Origin of the sequence: Streptococcus mitis (assembly GCF_946190285.1) — a bacterium.
Taxonomy (GTDB): Bacteria; Bacillota; Bacilli; order Lactobacillales; family Streptococcaceae; genus Streptococcus; species Streptococcus mitis_CP.
Map to the genome: position 1 here is coordinate 290775 of NZ_CAMHZX010000002.1, position 25379 is coordinate 316153.

Genomic DNA, 25379 nt, shown 5'->3' on the forward strand with positions numbered 1-25379 from the left:
TTAGATGTACAATGTATGTGTAGAAAAATTATATATAAAAATCTTACACATTAGAAAAGGAGGTTCCCCATGTACTTTCCAACATCCTCTGCCTTGATTGAATTTCTCATCTTGGCCGTACTGGAGCAGGATGATTCTTATGGTTATGAGATTAGCCAGACCATTAAGCTTATCGCTAACATCAAAGAATCTACGCTCTATCCCATTCTCAAAAAATTGGAAGGCAATAGCTTTCTGACAACCTATTCTAGAGAGTTCCAAGGTCGCATGCGCAAATACTACTCCTTGACAAATGGTGGTATAGAACAGCTCGTGACCCTAAAAGATGAATGGGCACTCTATACAGACACCATTAATGGCATCATAGAAGGGAGTATCCGCCATGACAAGAACTGAATACCTGACTCAGCTAGAACTCTATCTCAAAAAACTGCCTCAGGCTGACCAAATTGAAGCCATGGACTATTTCAGGGAACTCTTTGACGATGCTGGAGTCGAAGGAGAAGAAGAACTCATCGCTAGTTTGGGAACTCCCAAAGAAGCGGCCCACGAAGTTCTCTCTAATCTTCTCGATAAAAAAATCAATGAGGCACCCGCTCAAAAGAATAACCGACAAATTTTGCATATCGCCTTGTTAGCTCTCCTTGCAGCACCCATCGGTATTCCTCTGGGAATCGCCATCCTCGTGTCCCTGTTCGCAATCCTTGTGGCAGCCTTGACTGTCATTCTAGCTTTCTTTGCGGTTTCCATACTTGGTATCATCGGCGGATTCCTATTTTTAGTTGAAAGTTTCACTGTCTTAGCCCAAGCTAAATCAGCCTTTATCTTGATTTTTGGTTCTGGTTTACTGGCTATCGGTGCTTCTTCGCTAGTCTTACTAGGTATTTCCTATGTAGCCCGCTTCTTCGGCCTACTCATTGTTCGCCTGGTGCAATTTGTTCTCAAAAAAGGAAAGAGAGGTGACCAGCATGCGTAAATGGACAAAAGGATTTCTCATTTTTGGTGTGGTGACTACCATTATCGGCTTTATCCTGCTTTTTGTAGGTATCCAATCTGACGGAATTAAGAGTCTGCTTGCCATGTCCAAGGAGCCTGTCTATGATAGTCGGATGGAAGAGTTGACCTTTGGCAAGGAAGTCGAAAACCTAGAGATTACTCTCCACCAACACGCGCTGACCATCACAGACTCTTTCGATGATCAAATCCACATTTCTTATCATCCATCTATTTCTGCTAACCATGATCTTGTCACAAATCAAAACGACAAAACTCTAAGCCTCACTGATAAGAAACTGTCTGAAACTCCATTTCTCTCTTCTGGAATTGGCGGGATTCTCCATATCGCAAGTAGCTACTCTAGTCGTTTTAATGAAGTTATTCTCCAATTGCCAAAAGGAAGAAGTCTAAAAGGAATCAACGTGTCAGCCAATCGTGGACAAACCACCATCATAAATGCTAGTCTTGAAAATGCAACCCTCAATACAAACAGCTATCTCCTCCGAATTGAAGGAAGTCGTATCAAAAACAGTAAACTCACAACACCAAATATCATCAATATCTTTAGCACAGAACTGACAGATAGTCAGCTAGAGTCAACAGAAAATCACTTCCACGCTGAAAAAATCCAAGTACACGGTAAGGTGGAATTGATGGCGAAAACAGACCTACAACTGCTACTTTCCGAAGAAGAAAAACAAAGAATCAACTTAGATCTTTCAACAAAACATGGCTCTATTCTTCACTTTTTAAGAGAAGGAAGGCGTTCGTTTAAAAACGAAGAAAACAAAGATGAACGATTAAGCAATCCTTATAAAACAGAAAAAGCAGATGCAAAAGATCAACTCATCGCAAGGGCAGACCAGGATATCTATCTACTCAAATCAGAGGAACACGAGTCTTCTTCTAGAAATCGTTGACAAAAGCGCTTACATCTGCTACTATGGAAGCATATTTATCTAACTAAAAAGGAGGTTCTACCATGAAACAAGAATGGTTTGAAAGTAATGATTTTGTAAAAACAACAAGCAAGAACAAACCTGAAGAGCAAGCTCAAGAGGTTGCAGACAAGGCTGAAGAAACGATAGTCGATCTTGATACACCAATTGAAAAAAATACTCAAGTAGAGGAGGAAGTCTCTCAAGCTGAAGTCGAACTTGAAAACCAGCAAGAAGAGACAATTGAAACGCCTGAAGACAGTGAAGCGAGAACAGAAATAGAAGAAAAGAAAGCATTATATTCTACTGAAGAAGAGCAAGACCTTTCTAAAGAAACAGAAAAAGTCACTATAGCTGAAGAGAGTCAAGAAGCACTTCCTCAGCAAAAACCAACCACGAAAGAGCCCCTTCTTATCAGTCAATCCTTAGAAAGTCCCTATATCCCCGACCAAGCTCCAAAATCTACGGATAGATGGAAAGAGCAAGCGCTTGATTTTTGGTCTTGGCTAGTGGAAGCAATCAAATCTCCTACGAGCAATCTTGAAACAAGTAGCACACACAGTTACACAGCCTTTCTCTTGCTCATTCTGTTTTCTGCATCTTCCTTTTTCTTTAGTATCTACCACATCAAACATGCTTACTATGGACATATAGCAACTATGCATAATCACTTCCCTGAACAATTTGCTTCCTTAAATCTCTTTTCGATTATCTCTATCCTAGTAGCAACAACACTCTTCTTCTTTTCATTCCTCTTGGGTAGTTTCGTCGTGAGACGATTTATCTACCAAGAAAAGGACTGGACGCTAGAAAAGGTTCTCCAACAATATAGTCAACTCTTAGCAATTCCAATCTTCCTCACTGCTATTGCTAGTTTCTTTGCCTTCTTTGACAGCCTGCGATTTACGGCTCTATTGTGTGTGATTAGCATTGGGATCATTCTGCTCGCTAGTCTCCATATCATTACAAGACCTAGTCAATCAAGTGAAACCGACTCCTTCTATCAGTTATTCTTATCTGTCCTTGTGAACGGAGTTATTATCCTCCTCTTCTTTGTAGCTGAAGTGGCACTGATTGGAGATTACCTTCGTATCTTGGCCTTTCTTTAAACTTCATACTCTTCGAAAATCTCTTCAAACCACGTCAGCTTCGCCTTACCGTACTCAAGTACTGCCTGCGGCTAGCTTCCTAGTTTGCTCTTTGATTTTCATTGAGTAGCAATCCTGTCTTCCATGGCAGGATTTTTCTATGCCAAAAAGAAAGTCAATTGACCTGCTTCTGATTTACTCTTCTTGTGCTAATGTTTTAAAATCTTTGTCCTAGGATGGGTTTTATTCCTAGAGTTCAGTAGTATGATAACGTTGCTATGAAGTTCGTTATTCCAAATATTATGCAAACTAGGAGTCTCAACTTGATAAGAATCCGCATCAATACCATAGCTTTTTAGTATATCTTCTATATCAAACAAAGACAGTCCTTGGTGGTTATTGTTATCAAATTGTAGACTATCTAAATGTTCTAATTTTGGGAAATAGTAAGAAATGATTGTCTTTATACAAGCCATTCCACAATCCAGCAAAGTTGCTTGTTTATAGTGACTAACCATTATTTTCTCCTTTTTCAACACTTATCTTACTATAACCATCAACTTCAATTACGCTATTCGAAGTTTGATTTGTCGTAGGAACTCTTAAAACTTCTCCTGTATTATTTGTATGCAAAGTATAGATTCCATCAAAATCTTTAGGAACTGTAATAGATACATCGCCAACAAGAGTATCTACAAAAATTTTTTCGAAAGTCGCATTTTTCCCTAAGGAAATGGTTACATATAACTTATCTTTCCCTTGTGAACTCAAAGCCAAATTAAAGCCATGTTGTGAAAATGGAATATATAGACTATCTGAACTCATTTTAACGTTTTTAGTTATGTTATTCACTGATTCTTCGGAAACTTTTCCTTCTATTTGAACACTTGTTTCATCTGATTCACTCTTGACAACTTTAACATCAATTGCTTGCTTTGAACCATAAAACTCTAACGTTTTAATACTTTTAGAAGAAAGAGCCCATGATTGTTTTACACTGATTGTCGTCTCTCCTCGTTTTAAGGTTAATAAAATTCCAGCCACTACAAACAGTAACAACAGCCCAATTACAATTCCTATTTTTTTCATCATTAGTACTCCTACTTAAATTCTTTTTTACTGAATACAACAAACGCAAGTACAATCACTGCTATACTTACCAATATAGGATAGCCTACATTCGTAAGGGTAAATTGACTTATCTCAGGGGAAGTTTTCAAATTTAAAGTCATTAGTAAATAGTCTCTCACACTCTCACCAGAGTTTGGAAGGACATAAACCAATAGGTTATCAAACAGTAAAATATAGAGTATATAAATCATACATGATTCATAAACCTTATCAAATATTTGAAAAATCAATAACGAGATACTGATAATAACCAAATAGTATGGTAGCTGGTGTAAAAATGTCGAAACAATCAACACCAAGTCTCCCTCCAAATAGACAAGAGCTGTTAAACTATAAAAAATAGTTACATATAGGAAAGACAAACAAAAGGCTCCCAAAGTTTTATATAAAAATAACTTCCAACGTTGTTTTTCTTTTGTGAGGAGAATGTTAATCGTACGGAAACTATAATCTTCCCCCCAAAAAAATAAATTAGTAGAGATAAAAAGCAAAGGAATAAAACCACTCACATTTGAAATCAATACTCGAAATGCTGGTTCATCTTCATTCGATGACTTAAAAAATAAGGAGAATAACAAAATCAATAATCCTATCAACAAACTAGGAAGTACTCCTCTTTTTTCCCAGTAAAATTTATACATATCTGCTTTAAGAGAATTCATGACTCTCCTCCTTTCTTAAATCATCAGATAATATTACGCAAATAGTAGTCCTCAAAGCGTTCCTTCTTAATATAAATATCCTGTATCACTAGATTTGACGCGACACTATATTCCAAGATAGCCATTAATTTTTCCTTTTCTGGCACAACCAGATAGTCATTCTGCTCAAAATGAACAATGCCCTCTTCTTTTAAAAATGTTTTTAGAATCTGATTATTACTCGTCTTAAGGAAGAGCTTTTCTGACAAATCATTTGCTAGCTCTTTTGAACTCATCACATTTAGATTCTTTCCTTTTTTCATGATGATATACTTATCTGTTATAAATTCCAATTCTGACAGAATATGGCTCGAGATTAAAAAAGTAACTCCTAACTGATCCCGTAAATTCAAAATCATTTTTCTTAAATCTGAAATCCCTTGAGGATCTAAACCATTCACTGGTTCATCTAAGATAATAAGCTCTGGATTATCCAAAAGCGCAATTGCTATCGATAGTCTTTGCTTCATTCCAAGGGAATAGTTTTTTACTTTTCGATCCCATGACGGTTCAGGCAAGTGAACCAATTCCAACATTTTTGTGATATCTGTCTTTAAACCAAATCTTGTTTTATAATATTGCAGGTGTTGACGTCCAGTCAAGTTTGGATAGAGGGCAGGTGATTCGATAATACTACCAATCTTATGCTGCGAAACACTCTCAATTTCTCCCTTATCAGCTTGAATTAGTCCTAGAAGAATTCTCATTAAGGTTGTCTTTCCTGCACCATTTTCACCGATAAGACCACATATTTCCCCTTGCTCAATATCAAAGGAAATATTATGTAAAACCTGTTCTTTCCCATATGTTTTATCAATATTTTTAAGACTTAAAATCACACGATTCATAGTTTCTCTCCGTTCATTATATCCTTTGCTTTCATGAATTATCCTCCACCTCTGAAATCCCAAAATTCTTAACATCTGTAATTTCCTCAGGCAGAATTACAATTCGCTCTTCACCTGCATCTAAAATTGCTAGGCGAAAGATTTCGTTATTTAATGCTATCTCTACCAACTTTTGCGAAGTCGTGTTATTTCGAACTATCAGACTGTGGCGAGTTTGTGTAAAAGTCTCTAGTAAGATACTAAGATTCCCCATCTCTTCCCTCCTAACCCAAATAACTCTCTTGACTTTTCATTGCATCTCTAGTTTAACGCTTTCAAAAATAAAAAAACATGACAAAAATGTCATGTTAGCTCTCCATTTCCTCAAAAGTTTTTATATCTTTTTCTTTTTCTCCCAATATACGCGCTTCTAATACTGAGTCCCCAAATGCTTGAGCGCAAATAACGGCTCTATCGTATAAGCGGATGGCTTTTTCCTTATCCCGTTTATGAAATAAGGTACACATAGCTTCAAGCATATCAACAATTGGCTTGTTTTGAAAATCCTGCGATAAAATCATCAGCGTGTTCATCGCCTTAACATAAGGCTCAAAAGTGGAGTAAGATTTTTCCATCCATTGAACAGCTAAAGAATCAAGCACTGTTCTCTTTAACATATAAGCTGTCTCTAAATCTGATGAATTTGTTTCTCTTATAAGTTTTTTAGAAAGCATCCAAAACAGTTCATGATTATACCCAATCGGTCTTGCTAAACACGAAACAAAGTACAATTTTATAAGAAGCAAATCATTCACCGAATAGTTTTTCCTTATCTTTACTTGTTCAAAATATTCATCCAGCAAAGCATCTCCAAAACCTGCATCTTCACTTACAAAGACATCAAAACTAGCTTGTAAGGCACTAACTGCAATCTGCTCATCCTCAGGTAGACTGTCATAATAGTGTTCGTAAACTCTTTCAAACAACTCTTCCTTAACTTGGATTCTATCATCATCTCCATAAGTTTGAAACTTAATGAGTTTATCCTTTAATATCAAGTACTCGGAGGGTAAAATCATATGATCCATATCTACTATATGTGAAATTGAACAGCCTAGTTTGTAAGCTATATACTCTACCTTGGATAAACTCGGGGAAGACTGGCCTGATTCAATCCGTGCTAATTGGCGCACCGTTATCTCAGTTTCATCATCACAAAGAGTTTCACGAGTGATATGTTTCATCTCTCGCAACATTCGGATTCTTTTACCTACTTCCTTCTTGATATCCATCTTAAAATCTCCTGATAATTAGTTACCGAACAATATTATATTTTTTATATTATACTGTTTTTTATTGAACTAAGCACTTCTTAAAATTTTATATTACAAAACTTAACAAGACTAAACCATCTTTCGCACGCTAAATAGCAGTTGACCTGCTTCTGCTTTACTCTTCTTGTGCTAATGTTTTAAAATCTTTGTCTAAGATGGGTTGTATTTCTAATTGATTGGCGTCTAGTTGGTGGTAAGATGCTGATGGTAGTGACTCTAAGAATTTTGCATAGTCCAAGCGGGCAATGGCTTCATAGTCTTCTGGTTTAGAGCCGTCTCCTGTGATTTGAACCAAGTCAATCTCCCACTGCACTTCCTTATCCACCAATTGCTCAATATAGGCAGCAGGAACAAATGGTTCTCTCGGTAAAACGGTCTTGACCCCTTGAGCCAGATGGTAAACACCGTGAACTTGGCCTTCTCCATCCTGATAGAAGGAAACTCTTGCAAAGTAAGCATCTGTCTCTTGAACTGCACGTACACGCGCTTCAAACTGAGCCAAGCCATCTTCCCCTAAAAAGCTTTTCAAGTCCTCATGACTAAAGAAAACAGGATTAAAAATTCCTTGGCAAATCGTAAAGCGGGCTGCACTATCAGCCAGATGGGCTTGAATACTTGCTTGGAAATAAGCTTCAAAATCAAAACCATCTAGTCCTTCAATCTCAGTTCCTGTGTAAGTAAGCAGGGCTTCTAAAAATGACTTGATGATCTCCCAGTCTGTCTTCGTGAGTAGGTCAGGAAGATCGACACGGTAAGCCTTTTGACCGTCAGCATAACTGACCTTAAAGAGAAATTGTGATTGCCCCACTATCGCACACTCAATATACTCAAGACGGCTAAGAGGCTGACGGAGATAAACCGCATCATAACTATGCGACTCCAAACCATTTACCAAGGCCAAGATAGACTTGGCAGTCAAAATTTCCTGTTCTCCTAAAATGCTCTGTTTATTTGGAATAAAAAATGTTTTCACCATAACTGAACTCCTTTGAAATCGTTTACATATAGTATACCTTATTTTCCTGAAAGATACAGAAACAAACTTTAGATTTTTGAGTAAAAAGCATAGAAAAACAGCCCCTAAGGACTGTTTAATCTTATACTGTAGCTGCTTGATCCAAACTTTCACCGATAGCGGCTAGGCGCTCGACAACTTCAGCTTGTGTCAATTCATTTTCTGAAACATAGCGGTTACGTGGGTGAACACGGCACTCGTGTGAACATCCACGAAGGTACTTGTCTTCATTTTCTTCTGATGTCAAGATACGACGGTTACAGAATGGATTTCCACAGTTGACATAACGTTCACATGGTGTTCCATCAAACCAGTCTTTCCCTACGATGGTTGGGTTGACATGGTTGACATCTACGGCGATACGCTCGTCAAAGACGTACATTTTCCCATCCCAAAGCTCACCTTGGACTTCTGGGTCTTTACCGTAAGTTGCAATTCCTCCGTGCAATTGACCAACATCTTTGTAGCCTTCACGGACCATCCAACCTGAGAATTTCTCACAGCGAACGCCACCTGTACAGTAAACTACGACACGCTTGTCCATGAATTTTTCTTTGTTATCACGAACCCACTGTGGCAACTCACGGAAGTTGCGGATATCTGGGCGGATAGCCCCACGGAAATGTCCTAGGTCGTACTCATAGTCGTTACGTGTGTCAAGGACAACTGTATCTTCGTCAAGAAGGGCTTCTTTGAACTCTTTTGGAGACAAGTAAGCACCTGTTGTTTCAAGTGGGTTGATGTCGTTGTCAAAGTCGTTGTCTTCCAAACCAAGGTGAACAATTTCTTTCTTGTAGCGAACAAACATCTTCTTGAAGGCTTGTTCATTTTCTTCGTCAATCTTGAACCAGAGGTCTTCCATTCCTGGGAGGCTGTGAACGTAGTCCATGTATTTTTGAGTTGTTTCGTAGTCACCTGAAACTGTTCCGTTAATCCCCTCGTCAGCGACTAGGATACGGCCTTTAAGGCCGATTGATTTACAGAAAGCCAAGTGGTCTGCAGCAAATTGCTCTGCATTTTCAATTGGAGTATAAAGGTAGTAAAGTAAGACACGAATATCTTTTGCCATAAGATTTGTTCTCTTTTCTATTCTTAAATTTTCAGAATTTTTCATCTAACTATACTAGTATACCTGCTTAAGAAAACGAATGCAATTTATTTGACTGAAAATTTATAGAAAGAGTCCTATCCCTGTACTTCATCAGTAGCCATAGCGAATAGCTGATAATTCTCTCAATTTTTTGATCCGATCGGCTTGATTTTCTGATAACATCAACTTATTATCAATCAACACACGTGAGATGTCAACATTTATTTGACTCAAAATAAATGGGGTAGAGGTCCCATCGTCCTTTAATCGTCTTTTATAACTCACTAACTGATTTTTCAAGGGAGTCAGTTGAGGCGTATCCTTTATATCTTCCAATAGATGATTTATGATAGTCATGGCTTCACAACGTCTTTCGCTTCCTCCAGCAAACCATTTTAATGGTGTCATACTTATTTTCCTCCTTAAGTTGAAAAGCTATCATTCCTAACTCTCGCGCCAGTATTTACCCAAACACCCTCTGTAAAAAAGTCAGCAAAAATGGTAATGTTGCGAAAATATTATTAATCACATGCACCGCATAGGATGGATAAATGCTCTTGGTATAGCGGGTCAAACTAGCAAAGATGATGCCAGATGTTGCAAAGACGAAGATATCTAACAAACTAGGCAGGCTTGAAAAATGAGGAAGAGCAAATAAAATTGACGGAAGAAGCAAATCAAGGCCAAATCTCGAATGCTTAAAAAAGGCGTGTTGCAGTAATCCTCTATAGATTAGCTCTTCCATAAGTGGAGTCAGAAAGAACAAAGTTATATAGATACCTAGCTCAGCAAAGTTCGTCCCACTATAACCGATCAATACAGCCCAACCTTCAGCAGTTGACTGAACATGTTTAGCTGTCTGAACGTTAAAAGAGATCTGGAGCACTACCACTAATACTGTCAAAATCGAATACCAAAGCCATTTTTTTCTTGGAATGTGAAAGAGATAACCATGACCTGTCTTAACCAGAATCCAAATCATGACTCCGCTAAATAGCAAACTCAAGAGATTTTGAATCCAGACGAAATTGCCAATCTGGGAAGAAAATTGCCAATAATTTTGAACAATAAGCGTCAGCTGAGAAAGACCAAATACGAAAAATAGGTAAGAGAAAACTGCACTTATTTTGAATAAAAGTTGATACTTCTTCATATGAACTCTCCTTTGTAAACTCGATACATCTCTAATATAAGCTATATTTTCCTAAATCCTTACTCCAAATCCTAAATGGTACTTGAGATTTCCTGAATGGTTAGATAGTGATAAAATAACATAGATATCTATGCTCTCGTTTCAAAAAATCACTGCCTCCCCCAGATAAGCCTGAGGAAAACAGTGATTCAATTTTTAGGAATTAGGAATGAATACACGAAATCAATTGATCTTATGATTTTTTGTTTTTCAAGAATTCATCGTATTGTTTTTGCATTTCGTTCAATACTTTATCGTAAGCACCTTCAGATTTCAATTTTTCCATCAATTCTGGAATAGCTTTGTCTGGGTCTACAGTACCAGTGTTGATAGCTGTATCGAATTGTTGCATTGTATTAGAGATAGCTGAGATTTCAGATTTCACATTGTCAGTGTTAAAGATGAATCCAAGTGCTGGAGATTCTTTAGCTTCAGCCAATTGTTTCTTAGAATCTTCGATTTGTTGGTCTGTAACGTTTTCGTTGATGTAAAGAATCCAGTTGTTACCAGTGTTCCATCCACCCATGTGAGTGTTTCCTTTGTAGCCATCAAGGACTTTAACACGGTTTTCTTTACCTGCAATTTTTTCCCAGTTCTTGCCTTCTGGACCATAAACAAGACCATTCAAGAGTTCTGGGTTAGTGTTCAAGAGGTTCAACACTTCCATTGATTTTTCTTTGTTCTTAGAGTTGTTTGAGATAACAAAGTTAGCAACTTGTGTTGTTTGGTTTTTCTTGATGAAGTTAGTGATTGGTTTGATTTGGATATCTTTGTTCGCAACACGTGAAAGCAAGCTGTTACCATAGTCAGCTGGTCCTACTGTTTCTTCACGAACGAACCAAGTATCTTGTTGAAGGTCAAATGAAGTATCGCTTGTTGCTACGTCTTTTGGAATGTATCCAGCTTCATAGAATTTGTGAAGAGTCTTCAAGTGTTCTTTAAAGCGAGGCACTTCGTAACGGTTTACGATCTTAGTAGTGTCCCCTTCAAGGTCGATAACGAATGGAAGTCCATTTGGAACTGGGTAGTCAAAGTTATCAGATGGGATGAAGTTCTTAGTAACCGCAAATGGCACTACATCTGGAGCTTTTTCTTTGATTTGTTTCAAGACTGGTTCAAGTGTTTCATATGAAGTGACACCTGAAATATCGATACCGTATTTAGCAAGAAGAGTTCCGTTGAAAGCGAAGTTTTGAGATGATGCAACGTTGGCTGCAACTGGAACTGCGTAAATTTTACCGTTAATGCTGTTACCTTTGATGTAAGCTGGGTCAAGTGCTTTATAAAGCTCTGCCCCTTCTTTCTTATACAAGTCAGTCAAGTCAGCATAGGCACCTTTTTGAGCATTTACAACATAGTTAGATGCAAAGGCGATATCGTAGTTTTCACCAGATGATGTGATAACTGACATTTTCTTATCATAGTCACCCCATCCAAGATATTGGATATCCAATTTAGCACCAACTTTTTCACCGATGATTTTGTTAGCATTTTCTAGCAATTCATCTAAGTTATCTGGTTTGTCACCGATTTGGTACATTTTGATAACAGTTTTTTCACCTGAAGCTGAGTCAGCAGCTTTTTTACTGTTACCTGAAAGGTTTCCACAAGCAGCGAGACCAGCAGCCAAAGCGACTACGCTAGCAGATGCAAAAGCATATTTTTTCCAGTTTTTCATGACAAAAACTCCTTTTTTTATTTTTAAACTTATAAACAATATAATGATTTTAACTTCACGCAAGGGAAGTTTGGAAATGAGAAATGATTTTTCTCGACAAGTACTATTCTTTCACACCACCGATAGTCAAACCTTTTACAAAGTAGCGTTGGAAGAATGGATACAAAATCGCGATTGGAAGGGTTGCGACCACAACCATGGCCATACGACCTGTTTCTTTTGGAAGAGCAACTCCCAGTTGACCAGATAGGCCGACTGCTTTGGCGATGTAGTCCATATTTTGCTGGATTTGCATGAGCAAATATTGCAATGGATACAAGTTGTCACTCTTGATGTAAAGAAGGGCGTTGAACCAGTCATTCCAGAAACCAAGAGCTGTCAAAAGCGTGATGGTTGCGATACCTGGTAATGACAATGGCAAACAGATTTGGAAGAAGATCCGGGCCTCACTAGCACCATCGATACGAGCGGATTCTAGAATAGCTTCTGGAATGGTCTTCTTGAAGAAGGAACGCATCAAGATGATGTTAAATGGTGAGAGAAGCATTGGAACAATCAAGGCCCAAACTGTATCACCAAGTTGAAGTAAACGAGTTACCACGATATAGCCCGGTACCAAACCAGCGTTGAACAACATACTAAGAAGGGCAAAAATCGTAAAGAATCTGCGATACTTAAAGGTTGTCCGTGAAATAGCGTAGGCATAAGTTGTTGTGATAAAAACGTTTGTGATAGTCCCCACCACTGTTACAAAGACTGAGATGAAGAGGGCTTGGAGAATTTTATCCTTAAACTGTGCCAAAAACTCAAAACCGTCTAATCCAAATTGGGATGGGAAGAAGCTATATCCATTTTGGAGGATACTCTTTTCATCTGTCACCGAAATAACGATAACGAATACAAAGGGTAGGATACAAGAGAGGGCAACCAAACCAGAAATGGTACTGAAGAAGATATCTGCTTTCTTACTGAAGGAGTGAATGCCGACATTATCAATTTTTTCTTTTTTAATTTTCTTTTCTGCCATATTCTCCTCCTTTCTAGAACAAGGCTGAGTTTGGATCAACTCGTCTTGCAAGTAAGTTTGATAGGATAACCAGAATCAAGCCGACAACTGATTGGTAGAGACCTGCTGCTGAAGCCATCCCGATATCTGCTGTCTGAGTCAAACCATTATAAACATATACGTCCAAGACGTTGGTTACGTTATAAAGCTGACCAGCATTGTGGGGGATTTGGTAGAAAAGACCGAAGTCTGCACGAAAGATATTTCCGACTGCAAGGATGGTCAATACAGTTACCAATGGTGTCAACTGCGGAATGGTTACATTGCGAATTCGTTGCCATTTGCTGGCTCCGTCCACTGTCGCTGCTTCGTAGTAGGTTGGATCAATTCCCATGATTGTCGCATAGTACATGACACTGCTATATCCAAAACCTTTCCAAATACCTAGGAAAAGTAGGAGATATGGCCAGATGCCCAAGTCAGCGTAGAAATTGACTTCCTTCATTCCGATAGATTCTAGGAAATGGTTGAATACCCCTTTATCAATGTTTAGGAAGGCATCTGTAAAGAAACTGATGATAACCCAAGACAAGAAGTAAGGGAACAACATAGAAGTTTGGAAAATCTTAACCATTCTCTTAGAACGGAGTTCACTGAGGATGATAGCAATCCCTACAGATACAATCAAACCGATAAAGATAAAGCCGAGATTGTAGAGGACAGTATTTCGTGTGATAATAAAGGCGTCTTTTGAACTAAACAAGAATCTGAAATTATCGAGTCCGACCCATTTACTATTCACGATACTATCTATAAATCCATTACTGGTCATGTGGTAGTCTTTAAAGGCAACCACGTTCCCAAATACTGGAATGTAGAAGAATAGAATCAACCAGAGTGCCCCTGGCAAAACCATTAAGAGAAAGATCCAGTTGTCTCTCAAGGTTTTTGAAAACTTATTCATAATTTCCTCCCTTTTTTATTTTGATATCCATCTAAAAATTCCTTTTTAGACTTTTGATAACGATTACATTATTAGTATACTCCTATTTGAAGGTTAGGTTAAACTACTAATTATAGAAAAAACTCCACAAATTATTTTATGTGGAGTACTTTTTTAAGAAAGGGATGTTTCACGAGAAACACTCTGAGTAATAGCACGGTGTTCTTGTTTCTTATGTCGTGTAGATGGTTGAAGCTGTCGCAATGGTATGCCACTGGTTGGCTGTTGTGGCTGCGAAATCCTTATCTGCGTAAAAGTCAGTAAATGGTAAGATTTCCACTTCTAGCTCATCGATACGGTCCAGCTGACCTGCCAGATAAGCCTCAATGCGACTTTCTGCGCGTTTGATGCGTTGCAAGAGTCCGCCCATACGGATATCGACCGTATCCAAACCAAAGACCTTGTTTTCTTTCAGCCATTGGTGGCTAAAGAGGGCATGGAAGTGTTCGATTTGGCTTCTGAGTTCTGGTAATTCTTGTCTTGCGATTTCTTGCAGGCTTTCTTTATCATCCGCTTGATAAGCCTGACGAATGCGTCGTCCCACATCGACTTTGCTACTTAAAATGGAATTCAACTGGGCCTGAGTTTCAAAGAGATAGGCATAGTTGCCAGCTTTTTCTTTAATATCAGCAAGAGTCTCAGCAGACTGAGCGAAGTGGGGCTTGTCTTGTTCAGGTGTCATGTGTCGGTCAAGGATCGGACAGAGAACATCCTGATAAAAGACATAGCGGTTGGGATTGATACCACTGAGATTGCCTGGTAGATCTGGTAAGAGATTGGCAAGGTCAATCTGCATAAAATCCTCAACCGATAGACCTGTATTGGTCTGGAAATGAGCAGACAGTCGGTCTAGGTCATTGCGATAGCTGAGTTCTGCCCAGATTTGCAAACTTGGTAGGACAGAGAATTGGGCTGTTTCCCCACCATTATCTCCCCAACCTGTCACGATAACTTCTTTGATGTCATTGGCACGACAGGCCTTATTAGCTTCAAGAGCGATGAGACGGCTAAAATGGTTATTGGGTGTGAAACCAATCCACTTCCAAGCTCCCCCTGCAAAGGCAAGATCATGGCTAATCTTATGATGGTTGCGGAAGTTGCGATTGTATTTTTCCTCGCTGTCCTGATAATAGTCCCAGTAAACCAAGGTCACACGGTCTTTGAGACGGTCTAGGTAGACACGAGTTTCTTCTGGAATTTCCACATCACGGTCGTACTGGCCATCTGCTGACATAAGTTTAAAGAACATATCGCTCCACATCTGGCAGTGGAAACCATATTTGTCAGCAATATCTAGCACGCGCTCCAAGTGTTGGCACATGAGGAGACTACGATCCACAACACCGTTCAGAATCAAGTAGCGTCCCAAACCAACCAAGTGGGCTTCGTCCATCCCGATATTGACCTTGCGAGTCTTCAATTTAGATAGAGTAGCAAACATGCCATCAATCAGATTATAAACCTTTTCTTCGCCGATAAGGAGAATGTCCTCTACATCACGGAGCTCCTGCACTTCCTTGACACCCCATTTAACAAAGGCTGACAAGTGGGCCAAGGTCTGGATACAAGGCACAAAGGTCATGTCAAACTGCTGGGCATAGGCTTCGATTTCCTGCAACTCCTCAGCCGAATAAGCTCCACGGAAATAGCCAAAGTAAGGCTGCCCCTCAATCTGGTAGGTGTCTTCCATGTAAAGCTCAAAGGTTGAGTAGCCCATGAGAGCCAAGACCTCAATCATCTGCTTGGCAGAAGCCATATTTAGCACCGCATTTCTCGAACAGTCTGCCATGTAGGCTAAATCTTCATAAGCTGCCTGCTCCTCAATCTCTACCTTATCACTTTCTTCTAGAGATGTTGCCAACAGGGACAAGGCACGATAAAGTTGGTGGGGTTTGCGGTAGGTCAATTGATAGTGACCATCCTCACCCTTGATAGAGATAGATGCTTGATCAGACTGAGCGACAGATACTTCCACATCTGGTAAAGAGATGTGACCTTTTAAAACCTCAATAGCTTGCGCTTGTTTGGGACTAAGTCCTGTAAATCTTACCATTGATTTTCCTCCTGTAGCCAGTTGACAAGGGCACCGTAGAGATTGGAATCTGCATGATAGGTGCAGGCCTGGATAACAGGTGCGACCGTGTATTCTTCGTAGGTCTCGACAAAGTTATCTACAGCCTTCTTGACACCTTGGATAAAATCTGGATTTTGACTGATAGAGCCTCCCAGGCTAATGACATCTGGATCAATCAGATACTGAATATTGAGCAAGCCTTGCGCCAGATTACGATTCATGCGCTCAATAGCTTCTTGACAAAGGATATTACCTTCTTTAGCTTCTTGGTAAATCTTGCGACCGTCCCAGTCAGTCTGACCAGATTTTTCAATCACGTAGCGTACCATATTCCCAGTTGACGCTAGTTGCGACCAGTTGTTGAGCTTTTCAGCAGGGGCAAGGGTGGTCATGTAGCCAAATTCTCCACCCAGACCGTGGCGACCTCGATGAAGTCTACCATTGATAATCATGGCTCCGCCAATCCCTGTCCCAATCACGACACAGGCTGCATTTTCAAGTTCTGGATGAGCCAGTAATTCACTGAGTCCAACGCAGTTGGCATCATTTTCCAGATGGACAGGAATCTGATAAGAGCTAAGCACCTCATACCAAGAAAATCCGTGAATATAGGGCACCGCACTGAAGCCATCAATCACACCTGTCTCTTGATTGACCGCGCCTGGAACGCTCATAGCAATTCCGCTGTAATCCTCTTCTGACAAGCGTTGATCTAGCCACGCTAGTAAAGCCTCCAAGTTCTCTGGTGTTGGGATACTTGTCCTATCTAGTATTTTTCCATCAGGAGTCAGACTGGCAAACTTAATCCCAGTCCCTCCGATATCAATCGTTGCAATGGTCATTGTTTTTACCATAAAAGGGGCGAATCAGCAGTTAGTTCTTACCTTTTCGCCCCTCCTTTCTCTTTATGTTTACTTTTTGAAATTAAATTTCTTCTTTTTTGATGAATTCTGTACGAATCTCTTGTGGTGAAATGAGGCCTCTATGAACTGGGTATGGTCGTTCAAGTAGGTCAAGGAAGAGATGTTGACTTTCCGGTACACGCACATTTTCACTACACATATTGTAGTAGCGAAGAACATAGCCTTCTTCATTTTCAGCTACCTTAAAGGCTGTTGGACAGATTTGCGGTATGCTGAGAACAGAATGGCTCAAGAGGCTACCAGTCGCAGCCACGCTTCCTTCTTGTTTAGCAAGCTGAAGGCTGGTAAACGGTGTCTGCAAGGCTTTAGCACGACGATAGGCTGAGAAGCGTTCTTGGGCTTGATGGCATTCAAGCGCAAACTCGACTTCAAACTCACGCAAGCATTGTGCTTCTGGTGTTGGGAAGTAACCCCAGTCACCTAGCTCACCTGACGCACGCAGAATGGTCACTGCAATAGTGTCGTCTCCAAGGATTTCGTATTCATTCAATCCCTTGTTGGATACAGTAACCCCTTTTTCATCGTCATACAGACTAACAAAGGCTTGTTGGTGTTGAGGATTTTCAGGATTTTCCCATGAAGCTGCTGGTCTGTTTGGTCGTGTCACCACCTCATAAATGCTTTCAGAATCATTGCTTGGACGCGTGTTATGAGTCTTGACCAAGAGACGGATACGGTGGTCTTTAGCAGTGTTAGTAAAGCGAGTCTTGCAACGGATTTGTGGATTATCAACGAAGATAGTCATCTCAGTTTCAAGAGGAATAGTTATCAACTCTTCAGAGCGTCCAGCTTCACGCTTCATAAACTCGATGATACCTTTTTGCTCTTCTTCTAGCTTTTCATCTGCACTGACAGGCACGGTCAATTCATGTTTGAGCAAAATCTTAGCGTAGCGAGCTGTGTTTTCCAAGACCTCATAGCCCTTAAGCTCTGCATAGATGGGTTCTGTTCCTTTTGGTTGGAAATAGATATACTCGTTTCCGATGTCACCACGGTCTTCGAAGCGGATAAAATCTTCATAGGCTTCGTGAGTTGTCTTGTCATAGACTGTGATGTTGTCATCCACACTCATCGTTACAAATGGCGTATCAATCACCCCATTTTGGTAAATACCCTCACGGTGTTCTTGCTCTCCTTCCAGCAATTGGAAGGTTGTCCAAGAAAGCGGTGCTAAGTGAACTGGAATGGTCACGCGCACTTGTCGAGCGATACGAGCTTGGCGGAACTTGTCTTTTGGTAAATCGTACTCAAAATTAGCCCCAAGGTCTTCGATTTTAGCCTCTACAGGACGACCATCTAAGTCTTCTACACGGTAGCTTGGCAAGGTAAGAGCAGACATCTTCTTGTAGCCTTCTGTTGGGTGCAATTCCTTGAAATCACAAGTCGCCACATCAATCACTGTGCTAACAGTATCGACCTTATCATGCAAGCCTGTGTTAATAACAGTAAAGAGATAATCACTTTGAGCCTTAGCTGTAGCGATTTTACCCTTCCATTCGTTTAGAAGATTGCTCTTAACAAAGTTTCCAACTTGATTAACCTTGGCAAAACGCGTTTCCATCTCGCGGTGAACTTCGTCCACGCTACAGCCACAGATGCTATCATGTGGCGCATTCTGCAAAAGTGTTTTCCAAGCATAGGTCAACTGGTCCTTGTGGTTATGCCCCCCAGTGATAATAGTCAAGGGTTCTACAACTTGCTCTAGGAGGTTGCTATTTTCTTGGAAGGCTTGTTTGAGATAAATACGAGATGAAGAAGTGTTGGCAAGTGTGTACCAGCCGTCTGTTTCCTGACTGGTCAGCTCACCTGTAACCGTTGATAATTGCTCTGGTAGGGCACTTTCCACGGCTTGGACATATTCATCAAAAGAACTATGAACAAAGGTTACATCTGGGAAGAGTTCATTTGCCACACGAATGGCTTCACTCAGATTTTTCTGCACAGGCTGGTGGTCACAGCCGTTCATCATCAACCACTGGTTGGTCGAAGCATAGTCACGCACGTCTGCCAGTTTTTGTTTCCAGAAGGTCAAGGCCTCGTCTTTATCAACTGGAATTTCATTCCCATTACTATACCAGTTGGCAAAGAGGATACCGAGGACACGACTTCCGTCCGCACCCTGCCAGTACATTTCTGAAAACTGGGAAGTAAACTGCTCATCTTCAAGGACTTGGTTATCAAATCCAATCGGTTTCACACCACGACCAAAGGCTGCCACGTGAATGCCTGATTTTTGAAGGATTTGAGGAGCTTGCCCCATATTTCCAAAGGTATCTGGGAAGTAACCAACCTGAGTTGATTTGCCCCATTTTGCAGTCTCCTGCTGACCGATAATAGTATTACGGACATTGGCTTCACTTGAAATCAAGTAGTCATCTTGCAAGATGTAAAAAGGACCAATTTTAAGTTTGCCTTCGTCGATGTATCGTTGGACTTTGCCGCGATTTTCAGGGCGAATCTCCAAGTAGTCATCAAGGACAATGGTTTGACCATCTAAGTGAAAGCTCTTGAACTCAGGGTCATTTTCAAAGAGATCGAAGAGATTGTCAAATAATTCCACCAACTGCATACGGTGGCTTTCAAAAGGCAAGTACCACTCACGATCCCAGTGACTATGTGAGATAATATGTACGACAACATTTTCCATGAAGTAAAACCTCATTCTAAATTTAAATTTTTATTGTTAACGTTTTAAATGTAAATTTGTGATTCTTTCCAAGAATCAGTTGCGCTAAAGCGTGTTCCTTAGCGGATATCCAAGTAATCCAAGACCAATTCACAGAACATCATGTTGGCCCAAGAGAACCATTCACGCGAGTAAAGCGTTGGGTCATCCACGTGGAAGCTTTCATGCATGACACCTGTCCCACCATCGCAAGCAACCAGCTGATCCAGCAAGAATTTCTTCTCTGCCTTATCACTTGTTGTCAAGCCTTGGATAGAAAGGGCAATGGGCCAGATATAGCGATAGAAGGTATGAGAACTTCCGAGACCGCTAGCGTACTCTCCTTGGTAGAAGTATGGATTTTCAGGGCTCAGAATGGTACGACGAGTTGCTTGATACACTTCATCGTTGACATCGCAGTAGCCCAGATAAGGCGCAGCCAACAAACTTGGTACGTTTGGATCATCCATGATGCTGGAATTTCCTAGACCATCCACTTCAAAGGCATAAATCTTTTCGCCCTTGCTGTTGCTTGTGTAGGCGTAGTTTTCAATTCCTTCTTGGATTTCATCCTGAAGACGCTTAGCGTCTGTGATAACACTCTGGCTATCAGCTAGGTTTAATGCTGCAAAGATTTCTTGGACATAACCCAAGACTACTACAGCAAACATATTGGACGGAATCAAGTAGCTATACTGGCAGCAGTCATCACTTGGACGAAAAGCTGACCAGGTCATGCCTGTCACTGCAAAATCAGGTCCAAAGCCATCATTTACCAAGGTATCTTCCTTACGGTCCGTATCGCGGACAAAACGATAAGGGGAGTTCTTGTGGTCTTGTTCCACTGTCCAGAGATGGAGAATTTCCTTGGTCGCTGCGACAAAAGTTTCATCAAACTGACTAGTCTCGCCAGTCTCTTTCCAGAGGAGATAGGCTAACTGCAAAGGATAGCAAAGCGAGTCCACCTCATACTTTCGCTCCCAAATCCAACCATTAAGGTCGGTATGGTCGGTCTCGTGGTGCCCCTTCCAGTTGTCCTCAATGTTAAATGAGTTGGCATAAGGATCCTTGAGAATCAAGGTCATCTGACGCTTGACCAAACCAGCAATGGTCTGACGCAGGAGAGCATCTCTTTTAGCTACATGCAGGTAGGGTCTGAGTTGGGCTGTCGAATCCCGAAGCCACATAGCAGGAATATCTCCTGTCAATACAAAAGTTGAACCATCTTCTAGGATTTTAACCGTATTGTCCAAGGTGTCTGTATAGCAACGCTCGAAGACATCCACCCACTCCGGATGGTCCTTAGCCCGCTCTGCTACTTCATCTAGCCATCCTCTAACAATTTCTTTTGAATAAATCATCGTGCAGTATCCTCTTTCAAACAAGTTTCATTTTCAGTATATAGCTTTTGAGACAGAAAATACATACACAAATGATAGTCATTTTTCTACAAAATAGTTATCTTTGAAACTCCTTTTCTAAAGGTTATCTCTTTCTGATATAATGTAGAAAAACAGCTAAAGGAAAGACTATGAAACCACTACTTGAAACTATCGATACCCGATTTGGAACTGCCAGCAAGCATGCCTTTTCTCGGGGAAATACCCTGCCATACACAGGCGTGCCTTTTGGGATGAATTACTTTGTACCCCAGACCAGTGACCAGGAGGGCTCTTGGTTTTTCGATCCGCATCTGCCTATCTTTCAGGGGATTCGACTAACCCACCAACCAAGTCCTTGGATTGGGGACTACTCTTGGATCCTTCTGACACCTGTCACAGGTCAACTGGGTGGAGACAGCCTCTTTCACCGCCAGTCTTCCTATGATATCGAAAAAGCCTCTTTCCAACCTCATTATCTGAAAATTTTCTCCCTGCGCTATCAGATTGAAACCCAGCTCACGCCGACTTGCTATGGTGCTTCTATTCGTTTGGAACAAAAGCAAGGCAAAGCCCTCTCCCTCTATCTTCACGCAGCAGATGAACTGACCGTGGAGCAAGTAGATAAGCGAACTCTTGCCCTGCGACAAGAAGGAAAAACTGAAACTAACAAAAATCCACTAACGATGTTCACTGCCCTACAAATGAATACGGATATCCTTGCTATCAGCCAAGAAGGCGAAGACTGTCGAATTGACTTAGCAAGTAGTCAAACCGAGATTCAGCTAGCCACTTCTTTCATCTCTCCTTCTCAAGCACTGCTTAATCTACCTCAAGAAGATTTTGATAGCTGTAAAGCAAATGCCCAAGCGGATTGGGAAAATCTCCTCCATCATTTTGACATTATAGAGGCAGGAGAAGCTGACCGAACCTTCTTTGATCACTGCCTTTACAGACTCTTCCTATTTCCTCAGACTTTTTATGAGATTGATGAGTCAGGACAAGCCATCCACATGGATCTGGCTACTGGAACTATCAAGCCTGGTTTCCTCTTCAGTAACAATGGTTTCTGGGATACCTTCCGCACCACCTTCCCCCTCTTTGCCCTTATCATACCGGAACACTACCACCGCTTCTTAGAAGGATTTCTCAATAACTACCGCGATACTGGTTTCCTTCCAAAATGGCTGGCTCCAGATGAACGGGGTATGATGCCAGGTACACTTTTAGACGGTATTATCTCCGATAGCGCCTGCAAGGACATGGCCCCCGACCTAGAAGAAGAACTCCTCCAAGCCATGCTTGAAACAGCCAGCAAGGCCGACCCTCTCGGCATCAATGGTCGTCACGGACTAGCCCAATACCAAGAACTAGGCTACCTCTCTACCGACCACCACGAAAGCGTCAGCCACACCCTAGACTATGCCTATAGTGACTTTTGTATCGCTAGCTGTGCTGAAAAACTAGAGAAAATAGAAATCGCTGAAACCTACAAGGCCGCATCACAAAATTACCGCCATCTATTTGACGCTGAGACAGGTTACATGCGAGCGCGTGATAGTCAAGGCAACTTCCGTCCTGACTTCTCTCCTTATAGTTGGGGACGCGACTATGCCGAATGCTCTGCCATCCAAGCGACTTTAGGCGTCCTCCACGACATCCCAGGCTTAATCCAGCTTATGGGTGGAAAAGAAACCTTCAGCGACTATCTTTTAAAAGCCTGTCAAGATGCTCCCCTCTTTGAGACAACAGGCTATGGTTACGAGATTCACGAAATGAGCGAGATGGCTACTGCTCCTTTTGGGCAACTCGCCATTTCCAACCAGCCAAGCTTCCACATTCCTTATCTCTTCCGCTACAGCAACTACCCTGACTACACTGCCCTTCTTATCAAGACCTTACGTCAGAAAGCCTTTCACCCAAGCTGGCAAGCCTATCCTGGCGATGAAGACAATGGTAGTCTCTCAGCCTGGTACATCTGGTCAGCTCTCGGATTCTATCCAACCTGTCCAGGCAAGCCCAGCTATGATCTCGGAGTCCCTCTCTTTGACCATCTCCGAGTCTATCTTGCCAAAGAAGATAAATGGCTAGATATTCATGCTGAGCAAAACCACAGCCATTTTAACTTTGTAAAAGAATGCCGATTAGACACAACTCTAGTATCAACTATTCAACACCAAGATCTCCTAAAAGCTGAGCAACTAACCTTCACCCTCAGCTGGCTACCAAGTCACTCGTCAATTTCCTGAAATGCAACAATCTCCTAGCAGACTTTCCTGCTAGGAGATTTTCTTATGAGAGGTACTGGTTTAAGCTCTGAAAATTGGATTTATTATTCAATAATCATCAAACAATCTACCAATTAAGCTTCTTCGTCTTCTTTACGACGACGGCCTGCAAGACCAAGACCAAGTACTGCACTTGCGGCAGCTGCTACCATAAATGCTACAGAATCTGCTGTACCTGTATTTGGCAATTCTTTAGCTGCTTTACGCGCGTTTTCTGCTGCTTCTTGGCTAGCATTAGATGCTGCTTGAGCAGTAGCTGGAGCTGCAGCTGGTGTTTGAGCAGCTTGGTCATTAGCTGGAGTTGCATGATCAGTTGATGGAGCAACTTTCGCCATGAAATCTTCGATACGTTTAACCATTGCATCCACTTCTGCTTGACTTGCGTCTGCATTAGCAAATACTTTCTTAGCATCTGCTAATAAGTCATTCGCTTCTTTTGCAGTTTCTGCATCAAGCTTAGCTGATTCTTTAATGATTAGTTCATCTAATTGATGGATAGCACCTTCTAACTTAGCTTTATCCACTTTCGCTTCATTGTTCGTTGCTCCATTATTGCCAGAAGTTACATTTCCTCCATTATTTTGAGCTGAAGGACGTTGTTTGAATGCATCATCTCTTGGAATTGCTAATACTTGACCCTCTTTTGTAACAATAGTTACATTTCCAGCTTTATCAATGTTAACAGCTAGATTTGTCTTACCATCTTTCATAACTTTCATATTACCATCTTTATCGATTGTAATAATCACGTTAGAGTCTTTAGATTTGTAAATTGTATTCCCTTGTGCATCTATTTCTTTCAAGAAAGCATCTAGATCAAATTCATCTACATCTGTGATAGCTCCCAAAATCATGAATTGGAATTTTGCTTTTTCTTCTGGAGTAATATTAGTAAGGTCTGTTACCATTACTTTACTCAAGTCGATATCAAGATTATCTCCGCCATGTTTAGATTTAGACACAGCTTCTTTATCTTTCACTAGTTGTTCTTTAGAAATTGTTGCTGTAGAACCGTCTGGCATTGTGACTGTGGCATTACCCTTATCATCTACTACTACAGTCGATCCTGGATTGACGGCTTCAATTGTTTTCTTAACAGCTTCTTTTTCAGCATCTGTTAAGTTTTCTTTATCTCCAACTAATGTACGAACAGCTGGAGTTTTAACTTTAGCGTTTGTTGCTTCGTCAGCTAATTTTTCTGCTGGAATGACTAAGTCTGAAGCTGGGATTTTAAGAACTGTTCCATCACCTTTCGTTACTGTTGCGTTGCCTTTATCATCTACTACTACAGTTGAATCTGGGTTGACGGCTTCTACAGCTTTCTTAACTTTTGCTTTTTCTTCATCTGTTAAGTTAGCTGGATCTTTTACTACAGTCTTAGCTGCTGGTGTGTTTACATCGTTACCACCATTAGGTTTGTTAGCATCGTCTTCTACTTTAACTAAGTCTGTTGATGGGATAACTGAAACATTACCGTCTTTCACTACTGTTGCATTACCTTTATCATCAACTATTACAGCTGCTCCTGGATTTACTGATTTAACTTTGTCTTCGATTGCTTTCTTCTCAGCGTCAGTTAATTTCTCTGGATTTGCTACTTTTGTTTTAGCTGCTGGTGTAACTGCGTTGTCTTTAGCTTTTCCATCGTTCACATCTTTTTCAGATTTTGTTAAATCTGATGCTGGGATAACGGCTGTCTTACCTTCTGGTGTTGTGACTGTTGCGTTTCCTTTATCGTCTACTACTACAGTTGCTCCTGGGTTTACTGATTTAACTTTAGTTGCAATTGCATCTTTCTCATCTTTTGTTAATGAGTCTGGATTTGCAACTTTTGTCTTAGAAGCTGGTTTAACAATATCATTTCCTGCTTTTGGTGCTTTTTCTGCATCTGCATTCTTCGTTAAGTCTGCTGCTGGAATTACTGCTGTCTTACCTTCTGGGGTTGTAACTGTCGCATTTCCTTTGTCATCTACAACTACAGTTGCTCCTGGGTTTACTGATTTAACTTTAGTTGCAATTGCATCTTTCTCATCTTTTGTTAATGAGTCTGG

Annotated in this window: 23 protein-coding genes; 5 read left to right on the forward strand and 18 right to left on the reverse strand. The window is 40.7% G+C overall.

Annotated features, from left to right (window positions below):
• The first annotated feature begins 69 nt into the window (after positions 1-69).
• The 4 genes from N8L39_RS05045 (at position 70) to N8L39_RS05060 (ending at position 3043) form a co-directional block, all read left to right on the forward strand.
• Positions 70-396, forward strand: coding sequence for a PadR family transcriptional regulator (locus N8L39_RS05045; RefSeq protein ID WP_000273858.1), 327 nt, complete (start codon positions 70-72; stop codon positions 394-396).
• The gene (locus N8L39_RS05050; protein WP_000198700.1) at positions 383-976 is read left to right on the forward strand and encodes a DUF1700 domain-containing protein; all 594 of its coding nucleotides are present in this window, start codon (positions 383-385) and stop codon (positions 974-976) included. The genes N8L39_RS05045 and N8L39_RS05050 overlap by 14 nt, the downstream gene beginning before the upstream one ends.
• Positions 969-1916 carry a DUF4097 domain-containing protein gene (locus N8L39_RS05055; protein WP_261010116.1) on the forward strand — a complete coding sequence of 316 codons (948 nt, stop codon included), beginning with the start codon at positions 969-971 and terminating at the stop codon, positions 1914-1916. Before N8L39_RS05050 ends, N8L39_RS05055 begins: the two co-directional genes overlap by 8 nt.
• A 62-nt stretch (positions 1917-1978) precedes the next feature.
• Positions 1979-3043, forward strand: a complete 1065-nt coding sequence (locus N8L39_RS05060) for a DUF6574 domain-containing protein (RefSeq protein ID WP_261010115.1) — start codon at positions 1979-1981, stop codon at positions 3041-3043.
• Positions 3044-3231: 188 nt separating this feature from the next.
• Here N8L39_RS05060 and N8L39_RS05065 read toward each other — a convergent pair whose 3' ends face one another.
• The 17 genes from N8L39_RS05065 to N8L39_RS05145 all read right to left on the reverse strand — a co-directional run bounded on the left by N8L39_RS05065 (position 3232) and on the right by N8L39_RS05145 (position 21022).
• On the reverse strand, positions 3232-3540 hold the full coding sequence (locus N8L39_RS05065; RefSeq protein ID WP_261010114.1) for a cysteine peptidase family C39 domain-containing protein: 309 nt from the start codon (positions 3538-3540) through the stop codon (positions 3232-3234).
• Positions 3533-4114 (reverse strand): hypothetical protein, encoded by a 582-nt coding sequence (locus N8L39_RS05070; protein ID WP_261010113.1) that lies wholly within the window; start codon positions 4112-4114, stop codon positions 3533-3535. The genes N8L39_RS05065 and N8L39_RS05070 overlap by 8 nt, the downstream gene beginning before the upstream one ends.
• Positions 4115-4122: 8 nt before the next feature.
• Positions 4123-4815 (reverse strand): ABC transporter permease, encoded by a 693-nt coding sequence (locus N8L39_RS05075; RefSeq protein ID WP_261010112.1) that lies wholly within the window; start codon positions 4813-4815, stop codon positions 4123-4125.
• Between the two features lie 23 nt (positions 4816-4838).
• Complete coding sequence (locus N8L39_RS05080; protein ID WP_261010111.1) at positions 4839-5702, reverse strand: ATP-binding cassette domain-containing protein; 864 nt, start codon at positions 5700-5702, stop codon at positions 4839-4841.
• 31 nt (positions 5703-5733) lie between these two features.
• Complete coding sequence (locus N8L39_RS05085; RefSeq protein ID WP_000527480.1) at positions 5734-5955, reverse strand: hypothetical protein; 222 nt, start codon at positions 5953-5955, stop codon at positions 5734-5736.
• A gap of 94 nt (positions 5956-6049) precedes the next feature.
• The gene (locus N8L39_RS05090; RefSeq protein WP_261010110.1) at positions 6050-6973 is read right to left on the reverse strand and encodes a helix-turn-helix domain-containing protein; all 924 of its coding nucleotides are present in this window, start codon (positions 6971-6973) and stop codon (positions 6050-6052) included.
• Positions 6974-7130: 157 nt separating this feature from the next.
• The gene (locus N8L39_RS05095; RefSeq protein WP_261010109.1) at positions 7131-7991 is read right to left on the reverse strand and encodes a DUF4299 family protein; all 861 of its coding nucleotides are present in this window, start codon (positions 7989-7991) and stop codon (positions 7131-7133) included.
• A 121-nt stretch (positions 7992-8112) separates the two neighbouring features.
• Entirely contained in the window at positions 8113-9099 is a 987-nt protein-coding gene (gene trhO, locus N8L39_RS05100) for an oxygen-dependent tRNA uridine(34) hydroxylase TrhO (RefSeq protein ID WP_020902652.1), read from the reverse strand.
• Between the two features lie 132 nt (positions 9100-9231).
• Positions 9232-9528: a bacteriocin immunity protein gene (locus N8L39_RS05105; RefSeq protein ID WP_261010108.1), complete on the reverse strand. Its 297-nt coding sequence runs from the start codon at positions 9526-9528 to the stop codon at positions 9232-9234.
• A 55-nt stretch (positions 9529-9583) separates the two neighbouring features.
• Entirely contained in the window at positions 9584-10273 is a 690-nt protein-coding gene (locus N8L39_RS05110; protein ID WP_045612441.1) for a CPBP family intramembrane glutamic endopeptidase, read from the reverse strand.
• A 232-nt stretch (positions 10274-10505) separates the two neighbouring features.
• Positions 10506-11990 carry an ABC transporter substrate-binding protein gene (locus N8L39_RS05115; RefSeq protein ID WP_261010107.1) on the reverse strand — a complete coding sequence of 495 codons (1485 nt, stop codon included), beginning with the start codon at positions 11988-11990 and terminating at the stop codon, positions 10506-10508.
• A 103-nt stretch (positions 11991-12093) separates the two neighbouring features.
• On the reverse strand, positions 12094-13017 hold the full coding sequence (locus tag N8L39_RS05120; RefSeq protein ID WP_000818353.1) for a carbohydrate ABC transporter permease: 924 nt from the start codon (positions 13015-13017) through the stop codon (positions 12094-12096).
• A 13-nt stretch (positions 13018-13030) separates the two neighbouring features.
• Entirely contained in the window at positions 13031-13960 is a 930-nt protein-coding gene (locus N8L39_RS05125) for an ABC transporter permease (RefSeq protein ID WP_004254906.1), read from the reverse strand.
• Between the two features lie 211 nt (positions 13961-14171).
• A complete protein-coding gene (locus tag N8L39_RS05130; protein ID WP_261010106.1) occupies positions 14172-16052 on the reverse strand; it encodes a beta-N-acetylhexosaminidase in 1881 nt (626 codons plus the stop codon).
• The gene (locus tag N8L39_RS05135) at positions 16046-16915 is read right to left on the reverse strand and encodes an ROK family protein (RefSeq protein ID WP_261010289.1); all 870 of its coding nucleotides are present in this window, start codon (positions 16913-16915) and stop codon (positions 16046-16048) included. Before N8L39_RS05135 ends, N8L39_RS05130 begins: the two co-directional genes overlap by 7 nt.
• An 82-nt stretch (positions 16916-16997) precedes the next feature.
• The gene (locus N8L39_RS05140) at positions 16998-19643 is read right to left on the reverse strand and encodes an alpha-mannosidase (RefSeq protein WP_261010105.1); all 2646 of its coding nucleotides are present in this window, start codon (positions 19641-19643) and stop codon (positions 16998-17000) included.
• A gap of 98 nt (positions 19644-19741) precedes the next feature.
• Positions 19742-21022 (reverse strand): glycoside hydrolase family 125 protein, encoded by a 1281-nt coding sequence (locus N8L39_RS05145; protein WP_261010104.1) that lies wholly within the window; start codon positions 21020-21022, stop codon positions 19742-19744.
• A 170-nt stretch (positions 21023-21192) separates the two neighbouring features.
• Between N8L39_RS05145 and N8L39_RS05150 the strand changes: the two genes are divergently transcribed.
• Positions 21193-23289 carry a GH92 family glycosyl hydrolase gene (locus N8L39_RS05150; RefSeq protein ID WP_261010103.1) on the forward strand — a complete coding sequence of 699 codons (2097 nt, stop codon included), beginning with the start codon at positions 21193-21195 and terminating at the stop codon, positions 23287-23289.
• Positions 23290-23402: 113 nt separating this feature from the next.
• Here the strand turns inward: N8L39_RS05150 and N8L39_RS05155 are convergent.
• Positions 23403-25379 (reverse strand): MiiA motif-containing surface protein (locus tag N8L39_RS05155; RefSeq protein ID WP_261039318.1); only part of this gene is annotated, 1977 nt, incomplete at its 5' end.

Excerpts from the sequence above, each read along its gene's own strand:
- N8L39_RS05090 (WP_261010110.1), bottom strand. The coding sequence starts at position 6,973 with ATGGATATCAAGAAGGAAGTAGGTAAAAGAATCCGAATGTTGCGAGAG.
- N8L39_RS05110 (WP_045612441.1), bottom strand. The coding sequence starts at position 10,273 with ATGAAGAAGTATCAACTTTTATTCAAAATAAGTGCAGTTTTCTCTTAC.
- N8L39_RS05115 (WP_261010107.1), bottom strand. The coding sequence starts at position 11,990 with ATGAAAAACTGGAAAAAATATGCTTTTGCATCTGCTAGCGTAGTCGCT.
- N8L39_RS05125 (WP_004254906.1), bottom strand. The coding sequence starts at position 13,960 with ATGAATAAGTTTTCAAAAACCTTGAGAGACAACTGGATCTTTCTCTTA.
- N8L39_RS05065 (WP_261010114.1), bottom strand. The coding sequence starts at position 3,540 with ATGGTTAGTCACTATAAACAAGCAACTTTGCTGGATTGTGGAATGGCT.
- N8L39_RS05135 (WP_261010289.1), bottom strand. The coding sequence starts at position 16,915 with ATGACCATTGCAACGATTGATATCGGAGGGACTGGGATTAAGTTTGCC.
- N8L39_RS05140 (WP_261010105.1), bottom strand. The coding sequence starts at position 19,643 with ATGGAAAATGTTGTCGTACATATTATCTCACATAGTCACTGGGATCGT.
- N8L39_RS05045 (WP_000273858.1), top strand. The coding sequence starts at position 70 with ATGTACTTTCCAACATCCTCTGCCTTGATTGAATTTCTCATCTTGGCC.
- N8L39_RS05060 (WP_261010115.1), top strand. The coding sequence starts at position 1,979 with ATGAAACAAGAATGGTTTGAAAGTAATGATTTTGTAAAAACAACAAGC.
- trhO (WP_020902652.1), bottom strand. The coding sequence starts at position 9,099 with ATGGCAAAAGATATTCGTGTCTTACTTTACTACCTTTATACTCCAATT.
- N8L39_RS05105 (WP_261010108.1), bottom strand. The coding sequence starts at position 9,528 with ATGACACCATTAAAATGGTTTGCTGGAGGAAGCGAAAGACGTTGTGAA.
- N8L39_RS05080 (WP_261010111.1), bottom strand. The coding sequence starts at position 5,702 with ATGAATCGTGTGATTTTAAGTCTTAAAAATATTGATAAAACATATGGG.
- N8L39_RS05130 (WP_261010106.1), bottom strand. The coding sequence starts at position 16,052 with ATGGTAAGATTTACAGGACTTAGTCCCAAACAAGCGCAAGCTATTGAG.
- N8L39_RS05070 (WP_261010113.1), bottom strand. The coding sequence starts at position 4,114 with ATGATGAAAAAAATAGGAATTGTAATTGGGCTGTTGTTACTGTTTGTA.
- N8L39_RS05075 (WP_261010112.1), bottom strand. The coding sequence starts at position 4,815 with ATGAATTCTCTTAAAGCAGATATGTATAAATTTTACTGGGAAAAAAGA.
- N8L39_RS05150 (WP_261010103.1), top strand. The coding sequence starts at position 21,193 with ATGAAACCACTACTTGAAACTATCGATACCCGATTTGGAACTGCCAGC.
- N8L39_RS05055 (WP_261010116.1), top strand. The coding sequence starts at position 969 with ATGCGTAAATGGACAAAAGGATTTCTCATTTTTGGTGTGGTGACTACC.
- N8L39_RS05050 (WP_000198700.1), top strand. The coding sequence starts at position 383 with ATGACAAGAACTGAATACCTGACTCAGCTAGAACTCTATCTCAAAAAA.
- N8L39_RS05145 (WP_261010104.1), bottom strand. The coding sequence starts at position 21,022 with ATGATTTATTCAAAAGAAATTGTTAGAGGATGGCTAGATGAAGTAGCA.
- N8L39_RS05095 (WP_261010109.1), bottom strand. The coding sequence starts at position 7,991 with ATGGTGAAAACATTTTTTATTCCAAATAAACAGAGCATTTTAGGAGAA.
- N8L39_RS05120 (WP_000818353.1), bottom strand. The coding sequence starts at position 13,017 with ATGGCAGAAAAGAAAATTAAAAAAGAAAAAATTGATAATGTCGGCATT.
- N8L39_RS05085 (WP_000527480.1), bottom strand. The coding sequence starts at position 5,955 with ATGGGGAATCTTAGTATCTTACTAGAGACTTTTACACAAACTCGCCAC.